The sequence below is a fragment of the Shewanella sp. KJ2020 genome (genome assembly GCF_024197625.1).
GTDB lineage: Bacteria > Pseudomonadota > Gammaproteobacteria > Enterobacterales > Shewanellaceae > Shewanella.
The window spans coordinates 1-19,761 of the sequence record NZ_JAKUKD010000030.1 but is presented as its reverse complement, the minus strand read 5'-3'; the positions used below and the strand labels follow the sequence as shown (position 1 = coordinate 19,761).

Genomic DNA, 19,761 nt, shown 5'->3' with positions numbered 1-19,761 from the left:
TCTGATATGAGTTTCATCAAAGCGCCACTGTTATTGCTCGGCACTAGTCTGCTGTTATCTACCCTCTCCTTTGCAGATGAAGCGGGGGCAGATAAAACGGGGCCAACCAAGGCACCATCGCGACCGAAAAATATTGTCATCATGGTCGGTGATGGCATGGGGCCGTCTTACACCAGCGCCTACCGCTATTACAAAGACAACCCAGATACCGAAGAAGTCGAGCAAACCGTGTTCGACCGTTTATTGGTTGGCATGGCGAGCACTTATCCCGCCAGCGTCAGTGGCTATGTTACGGACTCAGCCGCGGCGGCAACTGCGTTAGCGACGGGAGTTAAGTCCTATAATGGGGCGATTTCAGTCGATACCCAAAAGCAACCGCTGCCGACCCTCCTCGAAAAAGCTAAATCACTTGGTCTGAGCACAGGTGTCGCCGTCACCTCACAGATCAACCACGCCACGCCAGCCGCCTTTTTAGCCCATAACGAGAGCCGTAAAAACTACGATGCAATCGCACTCAGCTATTTAGACACCAACGCCGATGTGTTTTTAGGGGGTGGCCAGAAGTATTTTTCACCCGAGCTATTAGCCCAATTCACCGCCAAAGGTTATCAACATATTACGCGTTTTGAAGATCTCGCCACTATCACTCAACCTAAAGTGTTGGGCCTGTTTGCCCAGGTGCAATTACCTTGGGCGATTGATGAAAAAGATGCGAAAAAACTCAGCACCTTAACCCAGAAAGCTCTCAGTTTGCTGTCACAGAATGAGCAAGGTTTTGTGCTGTTAGTCGAAGGAAGTCTTATCGACTGGGCGGGCCACAATAACGATATCGCCACGGCTATGGGTGAAATGGATGAATTCTCCAATGCTATTGAAGTAGTTGAGCAATTTGTGCGTGAACACCCCGATACCCTGATGGTGATCACCGCCGACCATAATACTGGCGGCCTCTCGATTGGCGTCGATGGCAACTACAACTGGAACCCCGAAATCCTGCGCAATATCTCTGCCAGCTCCGACACTTTGGCCTTAGCTGCCATCACTGGTGAACAATGGCAAGCCGATCTTGCCCGCGGTTTAGGATTCGAGCTGACTGAAGAAGAAATCGTCAATTTAAACACCGCCAGAATGCAGGGTGTAGAGACTATGGCAGTGGCGATTCGCCATGTGATTGATAAACGTACCGATACGGGTTGGACGACCGACGGCCACACGGGAACCGACGTGCAAGTCTTTGCCGCGGGCCCCGCCTCTGAACTGTTTAACGGCCATCAAGATAATACCGATATCGCCAATAAGATTTTTAGCCTATTACCTAAACCGAAAAAACCTAAAAGCTAAGCGTTAATCGATTCTATTTATTAAAGGCAACCGCATAATGCAGTTGCCTTTTTTATTGGGTCTTAGCGCTAGGCTCGATGCAAACTGGCTCAGGCGTGAATAACGGGTATAATGCCCACACTTAAGTTTATAGGTGCCTGCAACTGTGTTAACCAATCCATCGCAAGTCATTATTCGTAATCAAGACAGCCTAAGCCAACACAAAGTATTAGTGCTCAATCATGAAGCCGATCTCCTGCCCAAAGCCCTGCTCGATGTCACGGCCTCGGTCGATGCACTCGCCTTGGATTACCACCATTACTTGCACTTAGCGCCGCACGCCAACTCAAAGCTACGTTGTTATTTCGGCCATGAACTGCCAAACCAAGACCCAGTTGAGCGAGAAAAATACGATACCGTTATCGTTTATTTCCCCAAAGCCAAGCCCTTAGCACCTTATCTGTTTAACCTCGCCGCCAATCATCTTGTGCCTAATGGCCAACTGTTAGTCGTGGGGGAAAACAAGGGCGGGATTAAGTCTTTAGTGAAGCTTTTACCCGAGTATTTTGCGACTGGGATGAAACTCGATAACGCCCGCCATTGTCTGTTGTTTGGCAGCAGCTTAGAGGGCAGCGCTCCGGCGATGAAGCTTAGCGATTGGGTCAGCCAATATCGACTCACTACGCCACAGGGCGAAGTGACTATCTGCAATCTTGTGGGGGTTTTTAGCGAGAAGCGCTTAGATCAAGGCACCGAACTATTACTCTCGCACCTGCCGACACTCTCTGGCCGGGTACTCGATTTTGGCTGCGGTGCCGGCGTGATCACCGCAGCACTGCTCAAGGCACAGCCAAGCCTATCCTTAGAATGTGTCGATATCAATGCGATGGCGCTCGCCTCATGCGAACTCACGCTTGCGGCCAATGGCATGACGGCCAAGGTCTATCCCTCCGATGGATTGGCGCAAACTACAGGGAAATTTAACGGCATTATCTCTAACCCACCGTTCCACGATGGCCTTGCCAGCACCACCAACATAGCGCATAACTTTGTCAGCGATAGTGCTAAACAATTACAACATAACGGTATTTGGCAAATCGTCGCCAACCGCCACTTACCCTATTCGGATACCATTGCCGCAGAATTTGGCCAGTTAAAAGTGACCGCCGAAAACAATAAATACAAACTCTATTACTTTCAACAGGCTTAACCTTAAGTCCCACTCACTCGATTAGACACCAAGGAATAAGCACTCCTTCAGCATCACGAAAATATAGGCGTATCCGATTGGAACGCCTATTTTGAAATCAAAATGCACCATTTCGTGTTTAGGCTCATTAGCTCAAACGAAATTTCGCCGTCAATACAGTGGTATAAGTGGCCGTTGGGATGCAATGTGTGAATTTAAAAAGCAGCATAACAGCGGCAAATGGTGTAAAGGCAAAGCGTCAAGCCAAGCGTTACATCCTTAAGTTCGTCACTGCTCACGATTCAGTGCTTGGGATTATTGAAGAGAACCCCGCGAAAAATTCAGCTCACTTTTGCCCCCAAAGCGTACCACCTATGCCTTTAAAACCTACAGATTACGCTAATGACATCGCGACATTTGCGAATCCTTTCGCATCAAAAGGGGCGGTCCCGCATCCACAGATTGACTAGAACAACGTCCTTGTTTAACGGCCAGTGCGCCATCTGATTAGGCAAAACGCCTGAATGTCGTGCAGGGATACATGAGAACGACCATGGCTCTCGTTCATAAACGTAGAAACCCTATCCTCTTAATAGCTCTCAATAAAGTCGTGATGTGCAATCGTACAGTTGCCGCTGTCGAGGCAAGCTTTTTATGGTTTTGTGAACAGTATCAAATGCAGTAAGCGCTAAATTATCAGGGGGGGTTGCCCTATCGTTCTAATCCCTAACATACGGGTTAGCGTTGTAAAGTTTAATTTTTTGTTAAATACAAATATCAACCAGCTTTATGTTCATGCTAGCGAGCAAGTGAAAAACCAAAGGTAACACTAAGTTACCGTCAATATCTCTAATAAAATCGAGTTAAAAACCAACAGGTAGACCATTTACAATAAAATAACAACATTTGCTGTTTTTACAGCCAAAAAAGGCTTCTTTGCGCAAAGTCTCTACTGTTATACTCAAGCCAGTGTCGCACATAATAATAAAATTAATGGGTAGGAAGCTCTTTATGTTGGACCCTGAACTCCTTGAGCTAAACAGTGATAAAACCAAGGCTGAACTCCGCCTTATCCCCAATGTCCATGGCCCAGTCACCCATGATGACATCATGCGCCTATTGTCTTTACCTGAATTTTCATCCCTGTTTCCACTAGAGCCAGCGATCGCTAAGACCATCGCCCAAATCAACTCACTCTGTCACCAGGACGATGGTAAGTTTGAGCTATTTGCGGTACTGGCCGAGCGACGCGATGGCACTGTCACGATAGAAATCAGCCCAGATAAAATGCAAGCCACTATGATTTTAACCGCCCCCTGGGGAGGAAAATCCGTCGACCTACCCGAGATTCTGACTCAACTAAAAAAACACAATGTGAGCATGGGCTTAAGTAAGCTCAAAATCCAAGCGCTGCAACAGCAACTCAGTAAACTCAAACCAGGCGAAAGTTGTCAGAGTGAAATTGCCCATGGCAAGCTCCCCGTCAATGGTCAAAATGCGGTGCTTGAACGTAAAGTATCCCTAGCGAGGGAACGTTTACTTCAGCCACAGGAGCGTGAAGACGGCAGTGTCGATATGCGTAACCTTGGCTCGATGATCATGGTAAAACCCAACGACCTCTTAATGATCAAACACCCAGCGACCGAGGGTACTCCCGGCTACAACATTCATGGTGAAGTCCTTAACCAAAAACCGGGTAAAGATATTGCCTTTCAAGCGGGTACAGGCACAGATTTTCATCCAAGGGATCCCAATAAACTGATTGCGACTGTTGCAGGCCAGCCGGTTGAAACCCGTACAGGGATGAATGTGGATGATGTACTGCAACTTAAAGATGTGGATATCAGCACAGGCCATGTCACCTTTAAGGGCAGTATTTTAATCACGGGTGATGTCCACGAAGGCATGCTAGTCAAAAGCTCCGGCGATATTACCGTCATGGGATTTGTCGACTCGGCAACCTTAGAGGCCGATGGCGATGTCACTGTAAGTAAAGGGATCATTGGCCGGCAAATTAAAGCCAACGAGTTTTCTACCAATATTCGGGCCCAGGGGCATATCAGTGCGCAATTTGTGCAATATTCCCACTTAGTCGCTAAGGGCAATATCTTAGTCACTAAACAACTGTTGCACAGCAACAGTAAAACTAGCGCAAACTTAACCGTCAGCGATCCCAGCGGACGCAGGGGCGATTTAGTAGGAGGAGTCGCCCATGCGGAAAAAGGTATCACCGCCGTTGTTATAGGTGCGACTGCAGGCACTAAGACCGAAATCTTTTGTGCTATGACACAAAACGAGCTTAAACAGGATCTTAAACAGCTCGATGAGGGTGTTAAGGCCATGGTTGTCGCCAGTTTAGATATCGAATCGCGCCTTAAGAAGTTACCGCCTAAAACAGAATGGCAAAACGATCCCGTGATGATCGAGCAGATCAAGATGATGCTCGATGAGAAAAATCGCATTCTCGATGAGCGCACCCGGGAGGAGTTAGAATTCGACAGCCTAAAACAGGAGGTGGAAGGCTACTATGAAAAGTACCGCATCGATGTGCTCAAACACGTATTCCTCAATGTGGAATTCCATATAGGCCCAGCGAATCATAGAACGACCCGCGAACACGGCACTTGCAGTATTGCCAATGTTAATCAAGAGATTAACTTCGACTATAACGCCAAAGCTAAGGCTGCAGCCCCAGCCAATTAATGAATTGAACCTAATGATGCGCCATTACTGGGTATTGAGTGTCCTCCAATTCAAAGCCGCCAGCTAGACGCAAGCATAAGGCGCAGGAATTTTCCCTGCGCCTATATCAATTCACTCTCAGCATGGCATACTGCCAAACTAGGGCTAGCGGAACTGTATTTGCAGGTATCCTTATATTTTTCCCGTTGTAGTAGCAGCCTTCTGCGCACCGAAAAGTTTAACAACCTCCCCAATAACCCATGGAGTAATAATGACCTGCGTGAAAATGTCGGACATTGAATGGCCCGCCGTCGTCAAACTCTCCCAAAATGATGAGTTACTTTACCTCGCCCATCAGCGGGATTGGTTAGAACTAGCCTGCCTGTACCAACATCACTTTACCGAGGAAGATCAATTGCTCGACAGCGCAGGGCACCGCTATCTGATCAGTGCGAACCCGCGCACAGTGCACGAAGATCCCGTGGGTGAACTGCCCCAATTGTTACAGCAGGAGCAAAACCTGTCCCTGACCGACTTTATTAAGTGGGTACAAAACCATGCCACCGCCCAAGGTCAGTGCTGTGTTGCTAAGCTTGCGTTCACTACCATAGGCCAAGGAATGGAAATTGTGCGTACCTTAGAAGAATAACGGCGGCCCTAAAAGCGACAAATAACGAGATGCCCCTAAAAGCTAATATCCTCGCCGTAAATTCACAGGCATAATTTATAACGAACAAAATTTCAGATCTGCAGTAACGGACGCTTATTGACGTCCCCAAATACCCATACAGTGACGCGTCGCGCCCGCTAACAAGTCACACAGATCACGAACAAATGGAACCGAAATTGGAACTACTTAAGATTGACTGCTTAGGCAAACAACTGCGCTTAGAAGGCTCACTCGCAGGCTGGCAACAGCTCTTCTGGGACAACAACTTAGTCTCACAAAAGGCGGCTTCTGTCGATAATGGCGGCCTAAGAGTCCATGAATTTGAACTCACCCAACATCGCCAGCCACTGGCGGTTGAACCGGGCGAGCCGAGCAGTCTAGACACAAAAATCATTATTCGTCTCGAAACCGATCTAGTATGGCAACCCTTTCGCCTCGACTATCGCCTATTACAGGATGATGAAGTCATAGCCCAAGGCTCGCGCAGCGAGAAAGATATCGAGCGGCAAACGCCTGAAGTCCCTCCGGTTAAGCAACAAAAAATCAGCCTAGTCGGGCTCGCGTCCCTCGGTTTTAAGCTGCTAAAAAGCGCCAAAGTTATCAAAGTCGTATTAGCGGGCGCCAGTGTCGCCGCCTATTCCTGGCTGTTTTCCTTCCAATTTGCCCTCGCGCTTATCGCCTGTTTGGTCTTCCACGAATACGGCCATATCCGCGCGATGAAATATTTCGGCATGAAAACGAAGGGAATTTACCTTATTCCCTTTATGGGGGGGCTCGCCCTCTCCGATGAAAAGATCAACACCCGTTGGCAAGATGTGGTGATATCCATCATGGGGCCTACCTTTGGGCTTTTCATGTCTATAGGTTCACTCATCGCTTACCATGCTACTGGCAACGTGTTTTTTGCTGGCCTTGCCGCCTTTAATGCTCTACTTAACCTATTTAATTTATTGCCTATTTTGCCACTCGATGGCGGCCATATTTTAAAGAGCATCAGCTTTTCGATGAACAGCATTATGGGCTTGGTCGCCTGCGCCGCGGGAGCCGCCTTCGGTGTGTATATCAGCTACACCTTAGGCCTAGCGCTATTGGGATTTTTGCTATTGATAGGCAGTTTAGAAATCATCTTCGAGTGGCGAACTCGCCATCAAAGTCACCTATTGCCATTAGACAGATATGGGCAAATCTTCTCCACTATCTGGTACTTACTCACGGTTGGCGCCTTAGTCGGTATCATCTGGCACTTAGCTGGCACGGGCGATGATATGCTCAGCCTGCCACTGCAAATATTGCGCAGCTAGTCCGTTTAACCTCTGGACGTCAGCACAGGATGTAAAGTAAAAGATGTAAAGCATAGGATGTAAAGCACAGGCTCAAAACGAATCCCGAGCGATGCAAAAACAAAAACCGCTATTAATAGCGGTTTTTGTTTTTCTGTAGCGCACTGTTTTTCTAAAGTGCGGCTATCCCTTTACTAAAGCGCTGCTATTTCTTGGCAAAAGGTGGGGCGATATCACTGCCCCCAAGGGCTTGATACAGGGTTGCTTGGGCAGTGAGTTGGTTGTAACGATTCTCGAGCAAGGCTGCTTCGGCGCTGCGGCGATTCTCCTGGGCATCAATCCAGCTTTGAATACCAATAGCCCCATTGCGATATTGGCTCTCATAAATGGCTTCAACGGCCGCCGCCGCGCTAAATTGCTGCGCCAACTTATCCCCTTGATAACGATATTGCTGCTTGGCCGAGATGGCGTTATCCACATCCTCAAAGGCGGAATAGAGGGTCTTGCGATAATTCACTACTGCGGTTTGATAATCGATATCGGCAATGTCGTTATTAATTTGCATTTGATTCCACTGCAAAAAGGGCAAGACTAGCCCTGCGCCTAAACTGCCAACGGGGTTGCGTAATAGCTCCTTTAACTCCGAGGTCGACTCACCGACACCCGCCGTTAAACTTAAGGTTGGAAAGTAGCTCGCATAGGTCGCATCTTTACCGGCAAGCGCCGAACGCAATTGATATAAGGCCGCCTTCACATCGGGGCGCCTCACCAGTAAATCGGCGGGAATCCCTACGGCCACCTCGGGCACTGCAACCTCGGGGAGACGCTTTATCTCGACTAAGGCTTCCCCCGGCGCACGATTTAACAAGATAGCGAGGGCATTTTCAGCCACGGTTAATTGCTGCACTAGCTGGCTATGGGCCGCTTCCTGCCCCGCCAGGCTGCGCTGTGATTCAAGCACATTGACCTGTGTCACGGCGCCGGAATCATACTGCCTTTGGGTTAAGGCAAGTGTCTGCCGGCTGTATTCGATACTTTTCTCACTCAACTCAATCCGTTGATGTAAATAGCCAATTTGCCAATAGAGGGACGCCGTTGTCGCGACTAGGCTTTGGGTGGTACTTTCCCTATCTTCGGCGCTCGCCAGTGCCGCCCATTGGGCTTGATCTATATTTGCCGATACTTTACCCCACAAGTCCACCTCATAACTGACGGACAAGTTGGCTTGATAACTCTGAGTCCCATCGCCACTCTCGAGCGGTTGATTACGGGAGGCCCCCAAATTTGCCGATAACTGCGGGTACAAGTCATCCTGCGCCAACCCTGCCTGCAGGCGGGCTTTACGCAATGTTAAAGTTGCTAAGGTTAAGTCATTGTTAGTGTTCAATACTTGGCTAACTAACTTATCCAGCTCAGCTTGATGAAACTGCTGCCACCAGGGGTCGAGTTGCACTTGCTCGTTCACTGTGATGTTTGGCCAATGGGCAGGAATAGCCAACGCGGGCGGCTCAAAGTCCGAACGCATAACACTGCCACAGCCACCGAGCAGGGTGATTCCTAAAGCCGTGCCCAATACAGGGCCTAGGGCAATAGCACTGTGATGAAGCGAAAAGGGTCGATTAAAAATTTTAGATTTCATGGTGTTATTACTCTCTGGCTAATGCATCAACGGGATCTAAACGCGCCGCATTGCGGGCGGGTAAGAAACCAAACAGCACACCAATTAAGGTCGAACAGGCAAAGGCGGCAACGATGGAGGTGGTGGAGTAGATCATTTGGAAACTGCCACCCGTTTGAGCAAACACCACACCAATCAAATAGGCCAAGGCGATGCCCAGCGCGCCACCACAGAGACAGACGAGTACCGCCTCGATAAGGAACTGGCGCAAAATATCACTCTGGCGCGCCCCCACCGCCATGCGCACCCCAATTTCACGGGTCCGCTCGGTCACTGAAACCAGCATAATGTTCATCACACCTATACCGCCCACAATCAAAGAGATCACCGCTATCGCCGAGATCAGTAAGGTCATAGTCGCGGTGGTTTTTTCGATATTTTGCCTAATGGTATCGGTATTGATAGTGAAAAAATCCTGCGTGCCGTGGCGCATTTTAAGCAAGGCAATAATCCCCTGCTCTGCCGCATTACTCGGCACAGTTTCATCGAGCCGCACTGTAATCCCATCCAAATAGTTTTTACCCACCATGCGTCCAGACACCGTCGTATAAGGCACCCACACATTGAGCGCATCGCTATTCCCAAAGGCACTTTCTTTGGGCTGAGTCACGCCGATAATACGCACGGGTAAATCCCCAAGGAAAATCACTTGGCCTATCGCCGATTGATTAGCGCCAACGCTGTTTGGGAATAGCTCTTTACGAGTGTTATCGTCGATCACCGCATCTTGGGCGAGTGATGCAACACTGGCATCATCCCAAAACTGCCCTTGGGCTAACTCATAGCCACGTACTCGAAAGTATTCTGGCCCCACCCCAGTAACAGATGAAGTGACGGCTTTATTGCCATAACGTATCGTGACGCTGGACCCAATACTTGGGGTTACGCTATCGACATAGGGTAGATTTTTAAGGGCGTTGGCATCATTCGCCGTTAAGGTCCGCACCTTGGCCGAACGCCTATCGCCAAAGCCAGAACCGGGCCGAATATCGATCGTATTAGTCCCCATCGAACTGATGCTTTTAAGAATAGCCTGCTGCGAACCTTCACCTAGAGCCACCACTGAGACCACAGAGGCGATACCGATAATAATCCCAAGCATAGTAAGAAAAGTACGTAATCTGTGGGTCGACATCGCCAGCAGCGCCATTTTCAGCGCCTCGACATATCTGTCCCAGGAAGCCACGCGGGCACTGCGGCCACTTTTGAGCTCAGCATTAATGCTGGCGTTAAGCGCCATATTGGCGGTAGTAGGTGCGTGGGGGGCTGTGCCAGCGGGATGCTTTTTATCTAGATGACGCTCATCGCTGATAATCTCGCCGTCTTTGATCTCGATAATACGGTCGGCATATTGGGCCACATGCATATCGTGGGTCACAATGATGATGGTATGGCCATCACTGTGCAGCTCCTGCAATAATCGCATCATCTCTTCGCCACTGTGGCTATCCAGCGCGCCTGTAGGCTCGTCGGCGAGGATCACATCGCCACCATTCATCAAGGCACGCGCCACACTGACCCTTTGCTGCTGGCCACCGCTAAGCTGATTAGGTTTATGGTCGAGCCTGTCACCAAGGCCTAAACGCGTTAACAACCGTTCGGCTCTGTCTTTGCGAACCGTGCGATCCTTACCCGCATATACGGCGGGCACTTCGACATTACCTATGGCATTAAGATCGCCAAGCAAATGATAACGCTGAAAAATAAAACCAAAGTGCTCACGGCGCAGCTGCGCAAGCTCATCAACATCCATTTTAGAGGTGTCTTGACCATCGATTAAATACGCCCCCTTAGATGGTTTATCCAAACAGCCAAGAATATTCATTAGGGTCGATTTACCTGAACCTGAGGCCCCCACTATGGCCACCATCTCGCCACGCTCAATCGACAAATGCACATCTTTTAACACTGTGAGTTGCTGCTCACCCGCCTGGAAGGTGCGGTAACAACCTGAAATTTCAAGTAATGCCCTTGTCACTGTTAAAACCTCACACTAGGTGGGCGGCGGGTTTGGCTGCTACCAGTAGATGGCATGCCGATAACGACAAGATCGCCCTCTTTTAAACCTGTGATGATTTCGGCATTGATTTTATTGTTGATCCCAACCGTCACATCCACATATTCCACGCGATTATCCACTAATACTGGCACTTGGTACTGTGGACCTCTGCTGGCGTTAGGCTTGTTAAGCCCTTGCTGGTTTGGCTTAATGCGAAGGACCTGTGAAGGCACCAGCAACGCATTATCGGCCTTAGCTAATACGATAGAGATCTGCGCCGTCATACCGATACGCAATGTTCTATCTGGGTTTTCCACATCGAACAAACCGTGGTAGTAAATAGCTTCCGAGTCACTCGAACTCATATTGCTATCATCGCCATCCATCGAAGTCGGCCCGGGTTCTATCGCCCTTAAAATGCCACGGTAGGGATGATTAGGTTTCCCTAGAATGGTGAAATACACGGCTTGACCAGGCTGAACATTGACAACATCAGCCTCTGAAATCTGCGCTTTGACCGTCATAGTATCCAGCTGCGCCATTTCGACTATGGTCGGTGTCGTTTGATTGGCGTTAACGGTTTGGCCCACTTCGACTGCGGAGTAGACGACAGTGCCATCCATAGGTGCGGTGATCTTGGTGTAGCCCAAGTCGATTCTGGCACTGTCGACATTAATTTCAGCCTGTTGTTTTTGAGCCTCTAATTGCTCAAGCTCGGCTCGATAGACAGTTAAATTCGCTTCGGCAGCCTCATAGTCGGCACGGGAGCTAGCCCTGTCGGCAAGCATTTCTTGCTGACGGATAAATTCAAGCTCAGCCTGATGGATCTGCGCCTGTTTGGCACGGTACTGGGCATTAATGCTCTTCAAGGAGGCGAGCGCTTCTTTTAAATTATTCTGTTGGGCAAGGCTATCAATTTGAGCGATCAAATCGCCTTTCTTCACCTCATCCCCCAATGCCAGTGGCAAACTTTGGATCTGCCCCGACACCTGAGCACCCACATTCACCAACTTGGACGCCTGTAACATGCCATTGGCTAACACTGAGTTTTCAATATCACCACGGTGTACGGGCTCAGTTACATAGACTGGTGCAGGCTCGGGCGTATACCAGAGGAAAAATGCACCACCACCGAGGAGGATCAGGCCGCTCAATGCGAGCAGCAGTTTACGCTTTGAGGATTTTTTCATGGGTATTGTCGTGTCCATCGATACTAAAAACAGCAAGCATTGATCTTGCAAGAGTACGAAAATTGTCTCGACAGTATATAGAGTTAGCTCACGACAGTAGACGAAGGAAGTGTCGTAAATAGGTAAAGATTTGCAAATATCCGTGTAGAAATTTGCCAGATTAACACTGCTGGGTGGGATTCCCCATACCCGAGCAGAGGGGATCAACAGTCATTCCCCTCTTGCTCTCCCTTGCCACCATAGCGAGATTAAATACCTTGATTAATAGCTTCGTGCCTTTTAAAAAATAGCGAATCATCGACACTTGAATATCTGGGATATACAATCTCTCCTAAGTAACTGATAATCTATGATTTTCACGCTTATCAGCAAGAGGTAAGGATAACCCAATAGGAAGGCTTGGCATGGATGTAAAACAAAGACTTCAGACGCATATCAAATTTCTAATGAATACAAGGGAGTTTCAATTCAGCTGGAGCACCAGTGGAGGAAAGATACCTGCACAGTATTTCTTCAATACAGAGAATATTTTCCTGACTTTTAACTAAAAACTATTAATTGCAGATACGAGCTATCCTATGAAAAAAATAATATCACTGATTTTTTTTGTTATGTCAGGCTGTTCAAATGACTATGTTACCGATGATGAGGTTATACAACATTTTAATGAAAACTCAGCAGTATATGATGAACTAGCAAAGCAAGCATGTTCTCAATTTAAAGATATTACTGACTATAAAGTAATAGAGATCACTAGCAATAATACCAAGCATCCGGATATCGCTAACCATTTAAAAATACTTGGAAGAGACTCTATTTATATTCAACGTCAAAATGGAAAATGCCGATTACAACTTATTTATTTTGGTGAAGGTACATTTAACGCAGCCACGATATTTTCATTAAATTTTAATATACAGAATCCGAAGATATACGATGACAAAACTGATAATTTTAAGGTAAGAAAGAGTTTGAAACGCTATTATTTTGATATGCCGCTATCAAATGGTTGGTATTTTTCTTATCAGAGTGAGTAATTTTATGCCTGACACGACCTAACCAAAACCCACTATTATATTTTGTATGCTCCACTGTTAGCCTGTGATAGCGGCAGTTTTTTGTGCGTAGTTTTGCCACAACTTTACCAACTCCAATACCAATAAGGGGATGGCGCTGATCACCAGCAATAGCAGGCATTCCTCTAACGATAAAAATGTGATTTTTAAAAATAACCCCAGAGTGGCATTCTGATGGGCCCATACCTGCAATCCAATAATTAAACATACCGCAACGACCAAAGAGAGATTTGTCCGCAGGGGGATCCGCCATAGCGCCTTAGTTTCGCTGCGGGCACCAAAGGCGCGCAGTAGTTCGGCAAACACTAAGGTGGTAAAGGCGTTGGTACGCGCAAGTTCTACACTCCCGGTTTGCAAGCTATAGAAATAAATAGCAAAAACGACTCCCGCGGTCAGTAGCCCAGTCAGAAACATAGTGCTCAAAAAATGATTCGCGGCAATGGGTTCATCACGGGTGCGCGGACGTTGTTGCATCACATCAGGGTCAATGGCATCTGTGGCTAGGCAGAGCGCGGGGAATCCGTCGGTAACAAAGTTAATCCAAAGTAAATGTATCGGTAAGAGCGGCACTGGTAAGCCGATAAAGACGCACAGCGTCATCAATAGGAGTTCACTGGTATTCCCCGCCAACAGATACTGCAGGGTTTTACGGATATTGGCGAAAATGCCGCGCCCTTCCTCAACTGCCGCAACTATAGTGGCAAAGTTATCGTCGATGATGATCATATCGGCCGCTTGCTTGGTCACTTCGGTACCGGAGCGCCCCATAGCAATACCGATATCAGCACCTTCAATGGCTGGCGCGTCGTTAACACCATCCCCCGTCATTGCCACTACAGCACCATTGGCTTTCCACGCATGGACTATGCGTAACTTGTGTGCGGCAGTCACCCGTGCATAAACGGCGATAGTTGGCGCACGTTGTACTAATTCAGCTTCACTGATGTTATCTAATTCGGCCCCTGTCACCACTGTGTCCGTCGCTGTGGCAATGCCAAGATCTCGGGCGATAGCCAGCGCAGTTTGTGGGTGGTCGCCCGTGACCATAACGGCACGGATCCCCGCGGCAACACACTTAGCCACGGCCGCTTTTGCCTCTGCCCGAGGGGGATCGACCATGCCGCTCAAACCGACAAAGACCAAATTCTGTTCTATCACCGCGGGGCTGAGATCTGTGGGTAAGGTGTGCCCAAGGTCGAGATAGGCAGAGCCCAACACCCTTAGTGCCTGTTGCCCCAAGAGGGTATTTTGTTGATGGATCCGTGCCCGGTCGGCCTCAGTGAGTGGCTGCTCGCCATTGGCGGTATAAACCCGATTGCAGAGCTGCAGCAACATATCCGGCGCACCATTGATCATCGCACGCAGAGTGCCATCTTCTCGCCGGCGAATAACGCAGCTTCGCTTACGATCTGAATCAAAGGGAATTTCATACTCTATGGGGAATCTCTGCGCAAAATGTGCTAATTCACTGCCCGCTTGGCCGCGAAAGACTTTGTGAGCCACCGCCAATAACGCACCTTCGGTGGGATCACCGATCACCCGCCATTGGCCATTATCCTCCACTAAATGCGCGTTATTACAGCCGATTAAAAGCGTTGCAAGTTCTTGTAAACCAGCAAAATCTTGCCTATTCACAGCATGGTTGTTAAGTAAAATATCCCCATGGGGAGCATAACCTTCACCTGTGACAGTAAAAGCTTGTTCGCCGACATATAAAGCACGCACTGTCATTTCGCCCACAGTTAATGTGCCGGTTTTATCGGTACAGATAACCGAGGTGGAACCTAAGGTTTCTACTGCCGGCAATTTACGGATCAGAGCATTGCGCCGGGACATACGCATCACTCCCATCGCCAATGCAACCGTCACTATAGCGGGCAATCCTTCGGGAACGGCGGCAACGGCAAGGCTGACAGCAGACATCACCAGCTCAAGTGGCGCACTACCACGCCACCAGCCCAGTATAAACAGCAACATTACTATCGCCAGCGAAAACCACACCAATATGCGCCCAAAGGCATCCAGCTTTTGTTGTAAAGGTGTGCTTTCAATATGACTGGCATCCGTGATTAAACGCGCTATTTTCCCAAGCTCAGTGTTCATGGCCGTGGCAACCACGAGCGCTGTGGCAGTGCCTGCGGCGGCGCAGGTCCCCGCAAACACCATATTATCGCGGTCACAGAGCGGAGTATTGACGGATAACAGTTTATTAGCTTGTTTATCAACAGGTTCGGATTCACCGGTTAAGGCGGCTTCGGTCATTTTGAGGGAGGCAGACTGCACTAGACGCGCATCGGCGGCAACTAGATCGCCGGCCTCCAGCACAAGGATATCACCGACCACTATATTGGCTGCTGGCACAATAATTACCCGATTATCGCGCTTTACTTTCGCCTGCGGTGCGGTCATGTTTTTAAGTGCCGCTATGGCTTTTTCGGCTTTATATTCCTGATAAAAACCGATAATCCCATTGAGCATCACAATGGCGACTATGACCACAAAATCGATCGTGTCTCCCAAGACTGCTGAAATTAGCGCGGCGACCAGTAGCACCCAAATAATGACACTTTTGAACTGTGCGGCCGCAAGCTTAACGACATTAGTGCCAGCCGCTTCCTGCAAGCTATTCGCCCCCTCTAAGCTTAAATACTCAGTCGCCTGCGCCGTCGAAAGCCCCTGTTCACCCGTATTCAATTGTAAAAATAGGTTAGCAGGCATCTGTTGCCAGGGAGCGGTGACAGTGCGCGGCACATTTGTCCTCTGGGATGCAGGCACACGCTTAGATTGGGCATCAGACTGAGAAGTGGATTGGGGAGGTTTATTCACCGGATTTTTCAAGTTCATAGCCTAGAACCTGTTTCATTTTTAGCGATTAGGGAAGGAACCGCGGTCAAGTTGTGTCCATATCACCCACGATAAACACACGAAATGACCTATATCATCGAGAGCAACAGTCATCACCACGCTGATCCTGCCGTGATACACAAGCAATTCTAGTTCAGTAACCCCATGATTCCCATTTCTAGAGGAGTAAAAACCACAATATTAATTTTAAAATTATGAACTAAATTAATTTCTTAATTCATACTAGCGACAATCACTTGCGTTGCATCAAAGCAGGCAAAACAGGGCTCGCCAACCACTAGCGCCTGAGTTTGGGTGAGTGGCATCACGGAATAAATGATGTCTTTACCATCAATATCAATGCTGAGTTCAGCCCTATCACCCAGCTCGGTGACACTCAGCAAACGCCCAGTTAGGCAATTTTGCCCGCCGACATTACAGGCTGTAGAACTTGCCACCACGGCAGGTGCCTTAAATAGCAAAAGTACTGACTTATCAATGGCTAATTGCAAGCGTTCGCAGCTCGAATGGGTCACTGAAATCTGAATCTGTTGTCCACCCGCTAAAACCACGCCAATATTGTCATTTAATCCATTTGAATCAATACCCTTAATACGACCAGTTAGCTGATTGCGGGCGCTGGTGTTCAGGGAGAAATGCGCCATCACATCCAACAGGCTATGCATATCGACGGAGTCGTCGAGCAGAGCCGTTAATGCCATCCCTTGCACTTGGGAGGTGATTGAATAAACCTTAAGCAAACGCTCGCCAAATTCGGTGAGTTTCGCCCCGCCACCGCCTTTGCCGCCCTTTTCACTGCTCACTACGGGTTCGGGCATTAGGCTGTTCATCTCATTAATAGCATCCCACGCCGCCTTGTAGCTTATCCCTGCAAGCTTAGCACCTTGGCTTATCGATCCTGTACTCGCTATCTGTTCGAGCAGGCTTATCCGCCTAGGATTGGCAAAGAGTTTGTCCCCGAGGGAAAGAGTGAGTAATGCTTGTAAATCCATTGTTTATTCAATACCTAAGTCTAACTTGAGCCTATTGTCCCCCATCGACTATAGGATACCAATAAGATTGCCAAGATAATTCCCACCAATCATCTTAGAAACCACACAGAGATCACTAATTGATGATATAGGACTTGAATGATCGATATATAGATTGGTATATAACGATCACTTTTATCACGGAGGAATCCCAATGAAGTTAACTCGCCTTAAACAATTACTCGGTTTAACAACGGCATCTATACTGTGCATGGCGCTCATATCTAGCCCAAGTTTTGCCACAGAGAATCAACAAGTCACCGTCTTTGCAGCAGCATCCCTAACCAATGTACTGGATGAAATTGGCCAACAGTATGAAAAGGAGCACCAGACAAAGGTGGTGTTTTCCTATGCATCGTCTTCCACCTTAGCCAAACAAATCGCCAACGGAGCCCCCGCCGATCTGTTTATTTCAGCAAGTCAAAAATGGATGGATTACCTCGCCGATGCTAAGGCAATTGATGTCACTAGCCGCAAAACCTTGCTCAAAAATACCTTAGTGCTCATTGCCGAAAAAAATAGCCCAATAAATGAAGTCGTACTGAATAGTGATTGGGATATTAAGGCGGCATTAGCGGGAAGTCGCATGGCCGTTGGCGATCCGGCTCATGTTCCCGCGGGGCAGTATGCCAAGCAAGCACTTGAAACTCTGGGCCTCTGGCAAGTTGCCGATCCATTACTTGCACGGGCCAATAATGTGCGCGCCGCCCTTGCACTGGTTGAACAGGGTGAAGCGCCACTAGGGATTGTTTATTCCACCGATGCTAAGGTTGCCCAGAAGATCAAAGTTGTCGCCACCTTCCCGGCCTCTAGCTACAGCCCTATCGAATACCCTATCGCCTTAGTCAAACAGGACGCGTCCACCGGAGCCAAATCCTTTAATGCGTACTTACAAAGCCAAGCTGCTAAAGAGGTATTTGAAAAATATGGCTTTGGAGTGAATTAGGGTGCTGAGTGGCTCTCTTTTAAGCGACTATGAAACGGCCGCGCTCTTACTCAGTTTAAAGGTGTCAACCATAGCAGTGATCGCCAGCTTACCCTTGGGTATTGTATGTGCTTGGTTACTGGCGAGAGTTGAGTTTCCCGGTAAGGCAATTTTCGATAGTCTGATCCACCTGCCACTGGTGCTACCGCCAGTGGTTGTGGGTTATCTATTGTTAATCACTATGGGAAGAAAAGGCGTTATCGGGCAGTTTCTGTTCGATTGGTTTGGTATCAGTTTCAGCTTTAGTTGGCGCGGCGCCGCCCTCGCGTCGGCGATTGTGGCCTTCCCCTTAATGGTCAGAGCCATACGCCAATCCTTTGAAACGGTTGATTTAAGGCTGGAACAGGCTGCCCGCACTTTAGGCAGTAGTCGCTGGCGTGTGTTTGTCACTATCACACTGCCGCTCACCTCTCCGGGGATTGTCTCGGGTATGATCATCGCCTTTGCCCGAAGTTTAGGGGAATTTGGCTCGACCATTACCTTTGTCTCGAATATCCCCGGTGAAACCCGCACCATTCCACTAGCCATGTACTCTTTTATTGAAACCCCAGGGGCCGAATATCAGGCAATGCGATTATGTATTATCTCCATCGTCATCGCATTAATGTCTTTGCTGGCATCGCAATGGCTCACTAACAAGGCCCTTAAAAGAACCGCAAGTGTATGTTAACTATCAATATTGAAAAACAACTTGGCCAACTCCAGTTGCAGGTTGCTACCCAATTGCCCCTGCAGGGTGTGACGGCTGTTTTTGGGCGTTCAGGGGCGGGTAAAACCTCCTTGGTCAATCTTCTTGGGGGACTAGCAACCCCGGATAGGGGAGAAATCAGCCTTGGTGACCAACTGCTCTACCAGAATGGAAAAGTGAACCTCCCACCAGAGAAACGTAACATAGGTTATGTATTTCAAGAGGCTAGGCTATTCCCCCACTACAGCGTGAAGGGCAATCTTAACTATGGCGTACGTCAAGCAAAGCCTGTTTTATTCGATAAAATTGTGCAGTTACTTGGGATTGAAAAACTGCTAAATCGTTATCCAAATACCTTGTCTGGCGGAGAAAAACAACGTGTGGCTATTGGCCGCGCGCTACTCACATCACCCAGTATGCTATTGATGGATGAGCCCTTAGCTTCACTGGATTTACCCCGCAAGCGCGAATTACTCCCCTATTTACAAACCCTCGCCCAAGAGCTGAAATTGCCCATAGTCTATGTTAGCCACAGCCTAGATGAGATCCTCCAACTGGCTGATCATATGTTAGTTTTGCATCAGGGCAAGGTGATAGCCCAAGGTCCATTGAGTGAAGTATGGAATAGTGAACAGATGCGCCCTTGGGTCCCACTCGAAGAATTAAGCTCACTGCTACGGGCCACTGTTGCTGAAAAGCACCCCGATTATCCGATGACTAAACTGCTTATGGATGATGGCAACCACCTATGGGTGAGCGGATACCTTGAAAAAACCATCAATGCCGACACAGAGAAAAAACTCAATGTGCGCATTCAAGCCAATCATGTTTCCCTCTGTACCCAAGTGCCTCTGGACTCCAGTATTCGCAATCTGCTCAAGGGGGAAATAAAGGGCTTGTATCCAAGCGACAATGGAGCCCAAGTTCAAGTGAAAATTGCCCTAGGGCACGATGAACTTTGGGCCAATATTACCTCTTGGGCAGGGCGGGATCATACTTTGTTAACAGTAGGGAACTTCTTCGTATCTGCATGATCTGATCGGGCATGTTATTCTACTGAGCCTAATCCATGTCCTTATTTGAACACTTGAAACTCATCGAAGACCCT

The 19,761-nt window shown here is 48.4% G+C and carries 14 protein-coding genes and 1 pseudogene; 10 read left to right on the top strand and 5 right to left on the bottom strand.

The genetic code is table 11. The annotated features are described in order from the left end of the window. Window positions 1-6: 6 nt before the first annotated feature. The 6 genes and pseudogenes from MJO46_RS15505 to MJO46_RS15480 all read left to right on the top strand — a co-directional run bounded on the left by MJO46_RS15505 (window position 7) and on the right by MJO46_RS15480 (window position 7,162). The gene (locus tag MJO46_RS15505) at window positions 7-1,341 is read left to right on the top strand and encodes an alkaline phosphatase (protein WP_253990093.1); all 1,335 of its coding nucleotides are present in this window, start codon (window positions 7-9) and stop codon (window positions 1,339-1,341) included. Between the two features lie 145 nt (window positions 1,342-1,486). Then, entirely contained in the window at window positions 1,487-2,530 is a 1,044-nt protein-coding gene (locus MJO46_RS15500; RefSeq protein WP_253990092.1) for a methyltransferase, read from the top strand. 139 nt (window positions 2,531-2,669) lie between these two features. Continuing rightward, window positions 2,670-2,792, top strand: a pseudogene (locus tag MJO46_RS15495) (transposase); the annotation flags it as partial. A 728-nt stretch (window positions 2,793-3,520) separates the two neighbouring features. Further along, window positions 3,521-5,212 carry a DUF342 domain-containing protein gene (locus MJO46_RS15490; RefSeq protein WP_253990091.1) on the top strand — a complete coding sequence of 564 codons (1,692 nt, stop codon included), beginning with the start codon at window positions 3,521-3,523 and terminating at the stop codon, window positions 5,210-5,212. A 250-nt stretch (window positions 5,213-5,462) separates the two neighbouring features. Next, window positions 5,463-5,840 carry a DUF4144 domain-containing protein gene (locus tag MJO46_RS15485; RefSeq protein WP_198782316.1) on the top strand — a complete coding sequence of 126 codons (378 nt, stop codon included), beginning with the start codon at window positions 5,463-5,465 and terminating at the stop codon, window positions 5,838-5,840. Between the two features lie 185 nt (window positions 5,841-6,025). Continuing rightward, window positions 6,026-7,162 (top strand): site-2 protease family protein, encoded by a 1,137-nt coding sequence (locus MJO46_RS15480; RefSeq protein ID WP_198782315.1) that lies wholly within the window; start codon window positions 6,026-6,028, stop codon window positions 7,160-7,162. Between the two features lie 184 nt (window positions 7,163-7,346). On the opposite strand, the gene MJO46_RS15475 is transcribed toward MJO46_RS15480, so the two are convergent. The 3 genes from MJO46_RS15475 to MJO46_RS15465 are packed head-to-tail and all read right to left on the bottom strand — an operon-like array spanning window position 7,347 to window position 12,008. Beyond that, a complete protein-coding gene (locus tag MJO46_RS15475) occupies window positions 7,347-8,780 on the bottom strand; it encodes an efflux transporter outer membrane subunit (RefSeq protein WP_253990090.1) in 1,434 nt (477 codons plus the stop codon). A gap of 7 nt (window positions 8,781-8,787) precedes the next feature. Beyond that, window positions 8,788-10,797: a MacB family efflux pump subunit gene (locus MJO46_RS15470; RefSeq protein WP_253990089.1), complete on the bottom strand. Its 2,010-nt coding sequence runs from the start codon at window positions 10,795-10,797 to the stop codon at window positions 8,788-8,790. 2 nt (window positions 10,798-10,799) lie between these two features. Then, window positions 10,800-12,008, bottom strand: a complete 1,209-nt coding sequence (locus MJO46_RS15465) for an efflux RND transporter periplasmic adaptor subunit (protein ID WP_253990088.1) — start codon at window positions 12,006-12,008, stop codon at window positions 10,800-10,802. A 578-nt stretch (window positions 12,009-12,586) separates the two neighbouring features. Here MJO46_RS15465 and MJO46_RS15460 point away from each other — a divergent pair. Beyond that, complete coding sequence (locus tag MJO46_RS15460; RefSeq protein WP_253990087.1) at window positions 12,587-13,045, top strand: hypothetical protein; 459 nt, start codon at window positions 12,587-12,589, stop codon at window positions 13,043-13,045. Between the two features lie 57 nt (window positions 13,046-13,102). Here MJO46_RS15460 and MJO46_RS15455 read toward each other — a convergent pair whose 3' ends face one another. Next, a complete protein-coding gene (locus MJO46_RS15455; protein WP_253990086.1) occupies window positions 13,103-15,928 on the bottom strand; it encodes a cation-translocating P-type ATPase in 2,826 nt (941 codons plus the stop codon). 233 nt (window positions 15,929-16,161) lie between these two features. Beyond that, on the bottom strand, window positions 16,162-16,941 hold the full coding sequence (locus MJO46_RS15450) for a TOBE domain-containing protein (protein WP_253990085.1): 780 nt from the start codon (window positions 16,939-16,941) through the stop codon (window positions 16,162-16,164). A 193-nt stretch (window positions 16,942-17,134) separates the two neighbouring features. Here MJO46_RS15450 and modA point away from each other — a divergent pair, with 193 nt between their 5' ends. From modA to modC, 3 genes are read left to right on the top strand one after another with little or no spacing between them, the layout of a single operon-like run. Then, window positions 17,135-17,926 (top strand): molybdate ABC transporter substrate-binding protein, encoded by a 792-nt coding sequence (gene modA, locus MJO46_RS15445; protein WP_253990084.1) that lies wholly within the window; start codon window positions 17,135-17,137, stop codon window positions 17,924-17,926. A gap of 1 nt (window position 17,927) precedes the next feature. After that, entirely contained in the window at window positions 17,928-18,635 is a 708-nt protein-coding gene (gene modB, locus MJO46_RS15440; RefSeq protein ID WP_253990083.1) for a molybdate ABC transporter permease subunit, read from the top strand. Further along, window positions 18,629-19,687, top strand: coding sequence for a molybdenum ABC transporter ATP-binding protein ModC (gene modC, locus MJO46_RS15435; protein ID WP_253990082.1), 1,059 nt, complete (start codon window positions 18,629-18,631; stop codon window positions 19,685-19,687). Before modB ends, modC begins: the two co-directional genes overlap by 7 nt. Window positions 19,688-19,761 lie beyond the last annotated feature (74 nt).